Source organism: Spirosoma pomorum (assembly GCF_054776615.1).
In genome coordinates this window covers 1-12,394 of sequence record NZ_BAAHBP010000010.1, presented here as the reverse complement: position 1 = coordinate 12,394, position 12,394 = coordinate 1, and the positions used below count along the sequence as shown (strand labels likewise).

10 protein-coding genes and 1 other RNA gene are annotated in these 12,394 nt (G+C 52.4%); 5 read left to right on the top strand and 6 right to left on the bottom strand.

Annotation, left to right across the window (positions count from 1 at the left end; all coding sequences use genetic code 11):
- Positions 1–749: 749 nt before the first annotated feature.
- Positions 750–944: a hypothetical protein gene (locus ACYVAD_RS09815; protein WP_461139309.1), complete on the bottom strand. Its 195-nt coding sequence runs from the start codon at positions 942–944 to the stop codon at positions 750–752.
- Positions 945–1,276: 332 nt separating this feature from the next.
- Here ACYVAD_RS09815 and ACYVAD_RS09810 point away from each other — a divergent pair, with 332 nt between their 5' ends.
- The gene (locus ACYVAD_RS09810; RefSeq protein WP_461139308.1) at positions 1,277–1,438 is read left to right on the top strand and encodes a lmo0937 family membrane protein; all 162 of its coding nucleotides are present in this window, start codon (positions 1,277–1,279) and stop codon (positions 1,436–1,438) included.
- An 88-nt stretch (positions 1,439–1,526) separates the two neighbouring features.
- On the opposite strand, the gene ACYVAD_RS09805 is transcribed toward ACYVAD_RS09810, so the two are convergent.
- A complete protein-coding gene (locus ACYVAD_RS09805) occupies positions 1,527–2,567 on the bottom strand; it encodes a sugar phosphate isomerase/epimerase family protein (RefSeq protein ID WP_461139307.1) in 1,041 nt (346 codons plus the stop codon).
- Positions 2,568–2,778: 211 nt separating this feature from the next.
- Between ACYVAD_RS09805 and treA the strand changes: the two genes are divergently transcribed.
- On the top strand, positions 2,779–4,353 hold the full coding sequence (gene treA, locus ACYVAD_RS09800; protein WP_461139306.1) for an alpha,alpha-trehalase TreA: 1,575 nt from the start codon (positions 2,779–2,781) through the stop codon (positions 4,351–4,353).
- A gap of 45 nt (positions 4,354–4,398) precedes the next feature.
- Here treA and ACYVAD_RS09795 read toward each other — a convergent pair whose 3' ends face one another.
- Both ACYVAD_RS09795 and ACYVAD_RS09790 read right to left on the bottom strand, forming a co-directional pair.
- Positions 4,399–5,340, bottom strand: coding sequence for a S1/P1 nuclease (locus ACYVAD_RS09795; RefSeq protein ID WP_461139305.1), 942 nt, complete (start codon positions 5,338–5,340; stop codon positions 4,399–4,401).
- 62 nt (positions 5,341–5,402) lie between these two features.
- Positions 5,403–5,918 carry a GNAT family N-acetyltransferase gene (locus ACYVAD_RS09790; RefSeq protein ID WP_461139304.1) on the bottom strand — a complete coding sequence of 172 codons (516 nt, stop codon included), beginning with the start codon at positions 5,916–5,918 and terminating at the stop codon, positions 5,403–5,405.
- 123 nt (positions 5,919–6,041) lie between these two features.
- On the opposite strand from ACYVAD_RS09790, the gene ACYVAD_RS09785 reads away from it, so the two are divergent.
- Positions 6,042–8,279 carry a B12-binding domain-containing radical SAM protein gene (locus tag ACYVAD_RS09785; RefSeq protein WP_461139303.1) on the top strand — a complete coding sequence of 746 codons (2,238 nt, stop codon included), beginning with the start codon at positions 6,042–6,044 and terminating at the stop codon, positions 8,277–8,279.
- A gap of 88 nt (positions 8,280–8,367) precedes the next feature.
- On the opposite strand, the gene ACYVAD_RS09780 is transcribed toward ACYVAD_RS09785, so the two are convergent.
- Positions 8,368–8,616, bottom strand: a complete 249-nt coding sequence (locus ACYVAD_RS09780; RefSeq protein ID WP_461139302.1) for a hypothetical protein — start codon at positions 8,614–8,616, stop codon at positions 8,368–8,370.
- A gap of 242 nt (positions 8,617–8,858) precedes the next feature.
- Between ACYVAD_RS09780 and ACYVAD_RS09775 the strand changes: the two genes are divergently transcribed.
- The gene (locus tag ACYVAD_RS09775; protein WP_461139301.1) at positions 8,859–10,775 is read left to right on the top strand and encodes a CocE/NonD family hydrolase; all 1,917 of its coding nucleotides are present in this window, start codon (positions 8,859–8,861) and stop codon (positions 10,773–10,775) included.
- Between the two features lie 183 nt (positions 10,776–10,958).
- On the opposite strand, the gene ACYVAD_RS09770 is transcribed toward ACYVAD_RS09775, so the two are convergent.
- Positions 10,959–11,600 (bottom strand): hypothetical protein, encoded by a 642-nt coding sequence (locus ACYVAD_RS09770; RefSeq protein ID WP_461139300.1) that lies wholly within the window; start codon positions 11,598–11,600, stop codon positions 10,959–10,961.
- 265 nt (positions 11,601–11,865) lie between these two features.
- Between ACYVAD_RS09770 and ssrA the strand changes: the two genes are divergently transcribed.
- Positions 11,866–12,239: a transfer-messenger RNA gene (ssrA, locus tag ACYVAD_RS09765) on the top strand.
- Positions 12,240–12,394: the final 155 nt, after the last annotated feature.

Below are 12,394 nucleotides of genomic sequence, written 5' to 3'. Positions count from 1 at the left end.
CGTTTGTCAAAGAACGTCATGTCCGACCCGTTGGTCGAACCTGGTTGAGAAAAGCTGGGCGAAGACCGCCATGTTTATCTCGTTGTTTGGGAGGGCAAAGGTACTACTTGTTTGGCTAACGTGTCAAGCAAAAGACTAAATTTATTTTTTGCTTCGTTTCGCCATTCAATCTGCTTAACTTCCTGACCCTAAGGGGGTTGTGGTGATTAAGCTGGCCCGCTCTCCGTGTTTGGGAGTGCAAAGGTAGTGACTTATTTTCCCGATGTCAAGCAATCGTTGATTTTTATTTTTGACTGATCCGGGGGTCAGGCAAAAATGGGTCAACGATTGTCAAAGTAAGTGATTGATGGCGAGCGGTTTAGCGCTGGTGGTCGATCACGTTTCCCTCATTTGGGACTGCAAAGGTAGGGGCAAAAGCCACCCTTTGTCAAGGGCCCGCCAGAAAATAATTAACGAATGAGGCAGCATTCATCAGTAAGTCGCTGATGGTTTGCGTTTTACCTTTGAAAAATATTTTGATGCATGTGTGAATGCATATATAGTAGTAGATAATACATCTGATTTCCCCCTGCCATTTACTCCTGTATAATATATAATGTAAAGGTATAAAGGTTGTAAACGCTATCTATAGATTCACAAGTCAAACTAACTCCTATTATATAATTATATATATGGAGAGTATTTGTTGCTTACTGGTAGATAAGCTTTGTCTAATCTGTATCTATTGGCTTCCCAGCTGTGCAACCTAATTATGCACAAATCCGAACCCGGGCCAATCGAATTTCTGACTGACTGAACTGTCTTTGCATTTCGGCGTATACCCAATCAATTGCTTCATCCGGGTCACAGGCGGCAACGGATAAGTCTTCGTTTTGCCGCATATTCCGGTTTGCGGTGTCCAATACATCAAAAACAACTCGTATTAACTGCTTTTTTTTAGCCATGATCAACTGAAAGAGTGATAACCAGTAAAACCAGCTTGTAAACCGTCATTGAGAATAACTGACAGTCTTACTTCTCGGCCATTTGTAGAACAAAAGTAATGGCTACCCTCTATAGTTGTATTATATACAGCAAAATAATATCATAAAATTATACTTACAGATCTATAATTTCGCCTATTAGATTTCACATGACATATAAAACCCTGTATTTAACCAGACAGTACGTTGAAGCCTTTGCTTTTCGTGTTGAAGATACTTTTCCGATCCTTAGTGCGTTTTACAAACCTTTTTGTTCATACGTAGTTAGGTGATAAAATAACCTACTTAACGTCATGGGAAATATACTATACACCATCGCTGTCATCCTTATCATTGTCTGGCTTCTGGGTTTTTTAGGCTTTAACAGTTTCGGCCTGGGTGGTATCATCCACGTATTGCTAGTGATTGCTGTTATCGCTATCCTTCTCCGCGTTATTCAAGGCAGAGGGGTGTAGTATTAGTCAGCACCAAAAACAAAAGGGAAGCCATTGGGCTTCCCTTTTGTTTTTGCGTAGTATACAGCAAGCAAGTACGAGATCAACGCTAGCTAAGTATGTTTCGACAGTAGCCAACACACTTCTTGACCTCAGCTACGGAGTTAGACCCGTCGGGTACCTTATATTCCAGTTCAACCGTAGCCGGGAAGTTATATTTCTGCTCCCGCATCAGCGATAGGACTTCTCGCAGGGGTGTATCCCCCTGCCCCCATTGCAGATTTCCTTTTCCGTTGGCGGGGTTCTGGCGGTCTTTGATGTGCATGCTGGCAATACGGCTATGCTTCTCCCGAATAAGACCCAGCGGATCGGGCTGACCAGCAGCAATGTAATGGCCCAGGTCGAAGTTCATGGCATTACCCGGTGACTGCGCCAGTGCCGTATCCCAGAAAGTAGGCGTCTGCTGCTCGTGACCGTGGTAACCAACCCGAATACCGTGTTTCTGCGCCATTTTGCCCAATTTAAGCGTATGTGCATCGTTGGCCGGGTGCTCGAGCGTGACCTGAGTGGCTCCCAATGTCTTGGCCGCTTTCATCCCGTAATCAATTTCGGCATCAGTGTTCTGCATCCCAAAGGCATCCGGTTTGAAACCGTAAATCGCTACCCCCGCCTGATTGTACATCTTTCGCAGTTGCTCAAATTTACTCGTCGACGCTGATTGTCGCCATTTGGCAATTTCCTGACGGTAAGCTTTCATCTGCGCTTCCATGTCCATCAATGTCTTTTGTTCTTCATCGGTTAGCGTCTGATTTTCGCGTTTTTTACGCATCAGGGGATACATAGCCCGCATATCTACTGAGCTTTTGGGTGCTCCGGCGAAAGTTTCCGCAGGGCCGCCCATCAGTTCAATCGCGCTGGCTCCGCTATCCAGCACGTATTGCAGCGTGGCTTCGGCGCTCTGGTCGGGCATGTCCCGGAATGAATACGTAATAACGCCCACCTGAACACCATTAATCAGTGAATTGGGTTTGTCGCCCAGACTTCGAATGAGAGCGGGTGCTCCGAATAATTTAGTATTACTCAACACGACCCCCGAGAGCAGAGCAGCTGTCGTTCCCAGGAACTGACGGCGGGTTGACTGATTGTCCATACTAGCTATGGTTTGGTTTAGGTATACGATATTTTGGTCGTCTTCCACTCCCCGTTCATTCTCGTTACGTATTCCGAACAGAAACTGGATTCAGGGAGTAGAAGCGCTGTAATCAGCATTGAAAGGGCCCGCGTTAGAAAATGTACTCATAGTCCCCGGAGAAAACATCCCCTTCGTGTAACCGGTTTGTCAGTAAACACTGATATATAATATGTCCGTACCTACTGCTCCTGAGCGCGCTCCCCAGATTTATAGCACCGTACCTGCCATTCTCCCTCCCGATCAGTTATTTGGTCCGTTATTTCATGACGTTCAGATGCAGCATGTATTCGAAGACTCGATCATTTTTGCCGATAGTTTTCCCAAGCGTGCTCCCGAGGAGATTTTGAGCCTCTACGAGATTCAGAAGCACGATACTGATTTCTCGCTGCGATCCTTTGTCGAGACTTATTTTGATATTCCCCAACCCGTTGATACGGGCTACGTCAGCAACCGAAGCCTACCGACGGCCGAACATGTTCAAAAACTCTGGCCACTACTGACCCAGCATTACGAACCTAATTCCTCGCTGCTGCCTTTGCCCAAGTCGTACAGCGTGCCGGGGGGACGCTTCCGGGGTTTATATTACTGGGACAGTTATTTTGCGATGCTGGGCCTACGTGTAGCGGGAGATCTTGAGTCAATCCGCGACATGGTGGAGAATTTTGCGTATCTGATTGATGCTTATGGGCATATTCCTAATGCGAATCGGAGCTATTATTTATCTCGTTCACAGCCACCCTTCTTTGCTTTAATGGTTCGGCTATTGGCTGAGATTGACGGACAGGACGTACTGGTTCGCTACCTGCCCCAGTTGCAGAAGGAATATAACTATTGGATGGACGGCTACTTCCGGCTCAATGATTACGAGGTAACGTTCCGGCGGGTGGTTCGGCTTCCGGATGGCTGTATTCTTAATCGTTACTGGGATGACCTGGCCGCCCCCCGGCCGGAATCGTACGCCGAGGATGTCGAGCTCGCCAATTACGCAGCCGCTTACGGCGTTACGCCCGGTACCTTGTACCGCCACATTCGGGCAGCCTGCGAATCGGGCTGGGATTTTAGCTCGCGCTGGTTCGGCGACCCAACTAACATGGCGACGATTCACACCACCGACATGATTCCCGTCGACCTGAATAGCCTATTATATTACCTGGAGGAAACTCTATCGCTGGCGTATCGGCAAAGTTCATTTACCGCGCCCAGCGATCAGTTTGCCCAGAAGGCCGAGGAACGTAAAAAAGCGATCATGGGCTATTGCTGGGATGATAAGCAACAGTTTTTCCTGGATCACCACACGGGTTTTCATAAACCGTCGAGCGTCTGGTCGCTGGCGGGCGTTTTTCCTTTGTTCGTTGGGCTGGCCAGCCAGGAGCAGGCCGATGCGGTCCATGAGCACATTAAGTCCCAGTTTTTGAAAGAAGGGGGTGTGGTAACCAGCTTACAGCAAAGCGGCCAGCAGTGGGACTCCCCCAACGGCTGGGCACCCTTGCAGTGGCTTACCTGCCAGGGCCTTTTACGGTACGGCCATCACGAGACAGCTGCTGAGATCAGTCGACGCTGGCGAGCCCTGAATGACAAGGTCTACCAGGATACGGGGAAGATGATGGAGAAATATGACGTCGTGACGATTAGCGAGCAGGCCGGTGGTGGCGAATACCCCAACCAGGATGGCTTCGGCTGGACGAACGGCGTGTATGCTGATTTAGCCGCTCATGTCAACGATGAGCCGAACAAAGCAAAATAAGCCAAAAGAGCCTATCAGGCAACCTTGCTCCGGTAGGCCCTTTTGTCAGCGGGCTAGGTCGCCAATTAACTCGTCCGACAACCGGTAGCCAGACAGAGCGACTTGCCGCTGCGCAATGGGTTTCACCGTTGCTACATAGTCGGGGGGCAGAACGGTGGCATCGGCATCAGTGCCGGGCGGCAGGGTGTTGCTCCGATACACGTTGTCCTGCGCCAGTTGAAAACTTTCCTTTGACCAGGCCACGATCGTTGGTGTTTTGCCCAGTTGCGGCAACTGATCGCGGGAGTACGTCCGCAGGAGGCTGACGGCCATGCTATCTACCGTTGGGTAATCGTCTTCTTTCAGCAGCATACCATCCCAGAAGGAATGCAAATTGCTGGCCTGACTGCTCATCATCACTTTGATCTTGAACAAGTTACCACCCTGATCGCCCTTTGGGAACTGCTGATTGACCAGCGCAGTGGTGTGCAGCGGCATGTGAATGTCACCCGTCAGGTGGAACAGCCAGCACAGGGCAATCGCTTTGGAACTGTCGGCTTGGTTACTCATCAATATCTGGCGGTTCTGTTCGTAAGCTTCCAGAATAGTGACGCCAGTTGGTATCGTGGTATCGCCCCGCATGATGCCGAGTTGGGGGGCGTAGACGTAATCGATAAAATGCCAGCTGAAATGGTCATGGTAGGCATCCTTTCCCTTAATGTCGTCGGCCCAGCGGGCAGCCAGCATGAACAAGTACTCGTCGCGCTGCGAACCAGTCAACTGTCGATTCGTCATCAGGGTATCCCACTGGGTTTGGTAATACGGATGCTGTTTCAGCAGGTTCAGCACCCGCGTCAGGGTTTGGGGTGATGTTTCCTGCAAATTACGGTACGCTATAGCCCCAATGGCCATGTGAGTAGCCTTATTCCAGGCGTACGAGCGGGATGGACTAAGGGTCAGCAGCAACAGGACGCAACTGAACGTAACGAATGTCCGACGTAGATACATAGTACGGTTGATGAATTGCCACAAAGGTACGATTGTCTACTTTCTATCACCAGGCGAAAGGGCTACAGAACTTTCCGCAGGACCAGCAATGTCAGCGTCTGGCGTGGTACGCCAAACCGGACTCCTTTAGGAAACGGCAGCGTCTCTCCTGTCGGCCGAAATCCGTGCCGCTCGTACCAGGCAATCAGTTCCGGCCGCTGAGCAACAACGGTCATAGTGATGGCCGAACATCCCTGTTCTTCGGCATACCGGTCGGCGGCTGCCAGCATTTGTTTCCCAATTCCCTGTCCCTGGGTTTGCGGATCGACGGTCAGCATACCCAGATATAGGCTGTCGAGCTGTTTCTCTACGTAAACGCAGCTAATGAGTTGTTCGTCATATCGGCCGATGATCAGCTGACCGGCGGGATTATCCAGCAGGGTACGCAGGGCTGGCTCATCAATGCGAGTGCCATCGATCAAATCTGCTTCGGTGGTCCAGCCCAGCCGCGACCTGTAGCCCCGGTACGCTTGGTTTATGAGTTGAACCAAGGCAGGGACGTCCTCTGGCGTTGCAATCGTCAGCGATAATGACTTCATGCGGCAAAGATAGAAACAGCCGGTCAGTATGAATCACAGGTTTGCGTGACGGGGAATGATATAGCGGGCGTATTCGTTGGGGAGGTATTCATTTATGCCCAAACCGGACTTTCGGAATCTTGTATGACCACTCGCGTACTGCTGCTGACGCCCCCGTTTACGCAACTCAACACCCCCTACCCGGCCACGGCCTACCTGAAAGGTTATCTGAATACCCTGGCGCTGCCGGATGGCGGTTCGGTCGTGGCGCATCAGGCTGACCTGGGCATTGAAACGATTCTGGCGCTGTTCTCTACCAGCGGTCTGGCCGAGCTATTTGAGAAGGCTGCTGCGGTACCGAACCTGAGCGAAAACAGCCAGCGGATGCTCCGGCTCCGCGTCGATTACGTAGCGACCATCGAGCCAACGATCCGGTTTTTGCAACACCGCAACCCTACCCTGGCCCACGCCATTGCCGACCGGAGTTACCTGCCCGAAGCCTCTCGTTTTGCCGAAGTTGATGAACTGGACTGGGCGTTCGGAACGATGGGCCTGCACGACAAGGCACGCCATCTGGCGACGCTGTATCTGGAAGACATCGGCGATCTGCTGGCCGAAGCCATCGATCCGCACTTTGGTTTTAGCCGTTACGCCGAACGGCTGGGCCGGACCGCTACTCACTTCGATGACCTGCACGCGGCCCTGACCGCGCCCGATACGCTGGTTGGCCAAACGCTGTTACGTCTTCTGGACCAGAAAATGGCGCAGTATGAGCCTAACGTTGTTTGTCTGACGGTGCCGTTTCCGGGCAATCTGTTCGGGGCGCTGCTGTGCGGGCGGCACCTGAAACAGCAGTATCCGGGCGTTCGGGTGGTCCTGGGCGGAGGTTATGCGAACACCGAACTTCGTAGCCTTCGGGAGCCGCGTCTGTTTGATTACGTGGATTTTGTTAGTCTGGATGACGGCGAAGCCCCCCTGCGTTCGTTGCTCGAATACCTCCAGGGGCGACGGGAGGCCGCCAAATTGAAACGAACTTTTATGCGAGTGGACGGGGAGGTCGTATACCAGAACGGAGCTACCGATCGGGACGTGGCACAACGCGACACCGGGACGCCCGATTATGCCGATCTGCCGCTGCACGATTACCTGTCGGTGATCGAAGTCACCAACCCCATGCACCGGCTATGGAGCGACGGGCGCTGGAATAAGCTAACCCTGGCCCACGGCTGCTACTGGGGTAAATGCTCGTTCTGCGACATCTCGCTCGATTATATTGCCCGCTACGAGCCCCTTACCGCCGGGCTGCTCTGCGACCGTATCGAAACCATTATGGCCCAGACGGGACAGAACGGGTTTCACTTTGTGGACGAAGCGGCTCCGCCAGCGCTCATGCGCGACCTCGCGCTGGAAATTCTACGCCGGGGGCTAACGGTGGTCTGGTGGACCAACATCCGATTCGAGAAAGCGTTTACGGCTGATTTGTGCCAGTTGCTCAAGCTCTCGGGTTGCATCGCCGTGTCGGGTGGGCTGGAAGTAGCGTCGGACCGACTGCTGGACCGGATGAAGAAAGGCGTAACGGTGGCGCAGGTTGCCCGCGTAGCTGGTCATTTCACCACCGCCGGGATTATGGTCCATGCGTATCTGATGTACGGGTTTCCGACGCAGACCGCCCAGGAAACCATCGACTCATTGGAAATGGTGCGGCAATTGTTTGCCATCGGCGCGGTTCAGTCCGGCTTCTGGCACCGCTTTGCGATGACATCCCACAGCCCGGTTGGATTGCATCCGGCGGGCTTCGACGTACAACGTGTTGGCCCCGTTGAAGGGCCGTTTGCCGATAACGACCTCGATCATTCCGATCCGCTAGGAGCCGACCACGACCAGTTTGCTGAGGGACTGCGGAAGTCGCTGTTCTATTATATGCACGGCGTGGGCCTGGATATGCCGCTGGCCAAGTGGTTTACGTTCCGGGTGCCAACGACCACTATACCGCCCCGTTATATTGAAAACGCCATTGCCGATACCTCCGACGATCAGGTACGTAGCAACGCGCTGGTTGTCTGGCCGGGTCACGCACCCACGCTGACAGTAGTGGAGCCGGAACCACCTCGCGGGAAACGATCTTACCAGCGGGCAACGCCGGTGCCACAGGCGGAGCTAACCTTTGCCCGGCGGCAGGATGATCTGGTGCTGGACCTGCCCCTGACGATCGGTCAGTGGCTGATGGAGCAATGGCCCCAGCTTAGCCTGAAGGCAGCTGAACCATTAACGATTCAACGACTACGTACCGCCTTTGAGCAGGCCGGTCTGGGCAGTTTTGGCGCGTTCCAGCAGACCGAGGGCTGGGAAGACTGGCGAGCGGCTGGACTGCTGGTTTTATAAATGCTGACTCTCACCTCAAATCAACAGACGAAGAGGCAATCGGTTTGCTGAATTAGACGTATGCTGACTCGCTACGCTCGTCACGGCGTCATACGTCTAACTCAGCCGGATTCGTGAAGACGTCAACGCGCGTCAGTGATTCGAACAGGGCCCGCTTGGTCGGCTGGTCGTCGGAGTTGAAGATCCGGAAACCGGACCAGTTTACGTACGCCGTGTTGGTATCAACTTCGAGATAACCCGTCAGTTGGTTGTCGGGACCATCCAGACGGGGGACGTAGATAACCGTTAACGTAACGCTGGGTTGACCGTTGGGATAGAAGGTCCAGGTAAGTCTCATACGTATGTTTATTGATGCCTGCAAAGTAAGGAATCGAACTGTAACGCAAGGGTCCATTAATGAGAAGCAATCTTGTGCTTTCTTCGTCAAAACAACGAAATAGACTACTCTCGCCAGGTTGAACATCCCCTCGGACAAGCTACACGTTACCGCCAACCAGAATCGTTTTGCTAATACCTGCCACCTCAAAAACCACAAATCCGTACTATATTTCGGCATTGCCAAGATACAACCACTTAACTATGCTGCATTTCATCAACCAGCGAACTGGTAAGCGACTGCGTTTGCCAGCCTTACTTTTGTGCGGTTTTTTGACGCTGTTTACCCACCAGCTAGCCGCCCAAATGCGCGCCAACCGGGAAGATTCGCTCTACATCCGGGAAAACTACACCAAGCTCGAACGCATGATCCCGATGCGCGACGGGGTCAAACTGTTTACATCAATTTACGTCCCCAAAAATACCAGTGAGAAATACCCTATTCTGCTGGACCGCACGCCTTATAGCGTAGCGCCCTACGGCGTAGATAACTACAAGACGTCGCTGGGGCCATCCATGCTGTTCGCGCGCGATGGCTACATCATCGTTTACCAGGACGTTCGGGGCAAATACCTGTCGGAAGGTAACTTCGTAGCGGTTCAACCCTACCTGCCGAACAAGAAAAAGAAAACCGACGTTGACGAAAGCTCCGATACGTACGACACGATCGAATGGCTGCTCAAGAATATTCCGAACAACAACGGTCGGGTGGGTAGCTGGGGCATCTCCGCGCCGGGCTTTTACACGACGATGACGGCCATCGACGCCCACCCCGCGCTCAAAATTGCGTCGCCCCAGGCCCCGGTAACGGACTGGTTTATGGGCGACGACCGGCACCACAACGGCGCTTTTTTCCTGATGGGTACGTTTGCCTTCCTGTCGTCGTACGGTGCCCCCCGCCCGGAGCCAACGACCAAGGGAAGCCCGCCCTTTTCAGCCTACGGCACGCCCAGCGGTTACGAGTTTTACAAGAACCTGGGGCCCATCCGTACCGTAAACGACAAGATTTTCAAGGGGCAGAACGTCATCTGGAATCAGATGATGGACCACGGCAGCTATGACGACTTCTGGCAGGCCCGTACGCCCGTTCCGCACCTGAAGAACATCAAACCAGCAGTACTGACGGTGGGTGGCTGGTTCGACCAGGAAGATTTGTACGGCCCGCTGAAGACGTACGCGGGTATCGAACGGAACAATCCCAAATCGCCAAACCTGCTGGTAATGGGCCCCTGGATACACGGCGGCTGGTCGCGCGGGCCGGGCGAAAGTCTGGGTAATATCCGTTTTGACGCGCAAACCGGCCCTTTCTACCGCGAAACAATCGAGTTTCCGCTGTTTGGGCACTACCTGAAAGACAAACCCAATCCGCAGCTCCCCAAAGCCTACATTTTTGAAACGGGCTCCAACGAGTGGAAAAAGTACGATCAGTGGCCTCCCAAAGCGGCCCAGGAAAAGAGATTGTATTTCCAGCCGAACGGCAAACTCTCGTTCGACGCTCCCAAAGCCAGCTCAGCCACCTACGACGAATACGTCAGCGACCCGAATAAACCGGTACCGTATACCAACGAGATTCGGACAATTCGCGGCAGCGATTTCATGTACGAGGATCAGCGCTTTGCCGCTACCCGCCCCGACGTGCTGGTCTACGAGTCGGATACGCTGACCGAGGACGTAACGATTTCGGGTAACGTCATGGCCGATCTGTTCGTGTCGACCACCGGTACAGACGCCGACTTTGTGGTGAAGCTGATCGACGTTTATCCAAACAATGCGCCCAATAATAGCCCAATTCCAGGCACGAAAATGGGCGGCTTTCAGCTATTGATCCGGGGGGAAGTGATGCGGGCCAAGTTCCGCAACAGTTTTTCCAAACCCGAAGCAATGAAGCCAGGCGAGGTATCGGAAGTGAAATTCGACATGCAGGACGCGGCCCATACGTTCAAGAAAGGGCACAAAATTATGGTGCAGGTGCAAAGCTCGTGGTTTCCGCTGGTCGACCGCAACCCGCAGAAATTCGTGGACATTTACCACGCTACCGAAGCCGATTTCCAGAAAGCGACGCACCGGGTGTATTTCTCGCCCCAGAAGCCGTCCAGCGTATCAGTGCGGGTGATGCCGTAAGGTAGCGTAATTCATTTTTGTCTTCCACCGTATTTTCTGTCCTGACGTCGGGCCGGATGGCCCAGAAAACGAACAGCAATAAGAACAGGCTTTTCAACACAGAGGCCCGGAGATCACGGAGTTGCTAGTAGGCAATTGCTCTGTGACCTCCGGGCCTTTGCGTTGAAAACGTATACAAACTGTCTAATTGGCGGAGTAATAATTCAGGTACGTAATGAGCCGCTCGAACTGCTGCTGCTCGTAGGGGTTCTGCGTTTGTTGCCAGAACAAATGCCGATAGCCTTCCGTCAGACCCGTCCAGTAGGGATTATGATTCAGTTGGGCCGTGATGAGCCCCTTGTAACAGCGGTGCGTCTGATTATATACGTACGGGCTGGCCTGTTGCAGATTGCGATTAAGCAGGTCATCGACCCCAGCCAGGGAATCGGTCGTAGCGAGGAAATCGAAGCCCGTCAACAGGAAAAACTGTTCGATCTGTCGACACATCCGCGCCAGCTCGTCGCCGGACTGAATGGAGTAACGGGTGTAGGGCGCGCCGGTAAACCGGCCGATCGACATCAGCAGTGTGTTTGCTTCAGCCTGGTAATCAAGGGGATTGTGCAGAAACTGTTGGGCGATCTGCTCCACCTGTTCGTTACGGCAGCCAAAATTTACTTCCAGAACGGTTTCGGTACCATAAAACGTAGGCGATAAGATGATGTTCTGAAAGCCGGTATCGACCCGCCGACGAAACTGTTTCCGCTGGGGAATCAGAACAAACTGATGCTGACTGAAAAAAGGGGTTAACTGGCGGTACAGCTCGGTTTCAAACGAAAGGGTTGCCATGTTGTTGATGAGAAAAGAGGAACGTTGATGAAAAACACGCGAACAAAATCAATCAGACAAGCCGAAACCAAGCTACCCTGACGACGAACCAGCCCGTTTCTAGTCGGGCTGTGCACAGAACTGGACTATTGACTACAAAACCACTAAATCTATAATATGTTTATACTATATATACAAAAAGTACTACTCCGTCCGAATCTACTGATGAACCAAAAGACGATTCAGTAAGTTGTATATCTACACACCCATCTGGGCGTGTCAATTTGGGGACGACCGGAATTGACAGCTTGCAGAGGTCGCGTGTAAGCATGCCGGGAGTTGATGGTATTTCCCGTTCAAACAAATCATCAAAACAATAACTGGCGAATATAACTACGCCATGGCTGCCTAATCCGGAGGATTAAGCACTAGCCATCGTCCCCCCGACCTACGTGCTGCTGGTTGGATCAGGGGGCGTCGACACGCAGCGCTGGCTCGGTTTATGGTGTTAACGGCCGAGTAAGATCCAAGCACCTACGGATGACGGATGGTCTGACGCGAACCTGCCCGATTCCCGACAATCCCAATCGCGACTAAGCATGTAGAAGGCACGACGAGTTCCTTGACTGGACGAGAGTTCGAATCTCTCCGTCTCCACAAATAAAACCCTGATAATCAATAGGTTATCAGGGTTTTATTTGTACGCATCAATTTTTAGTAGTTAAGAACGTGTTGGGGAATTATATTTGGTGCTGAGCCTGACCACGTTGTAACATAATCTGAATGTTGGCTAAATACAGCCAGCTTACCGAAGA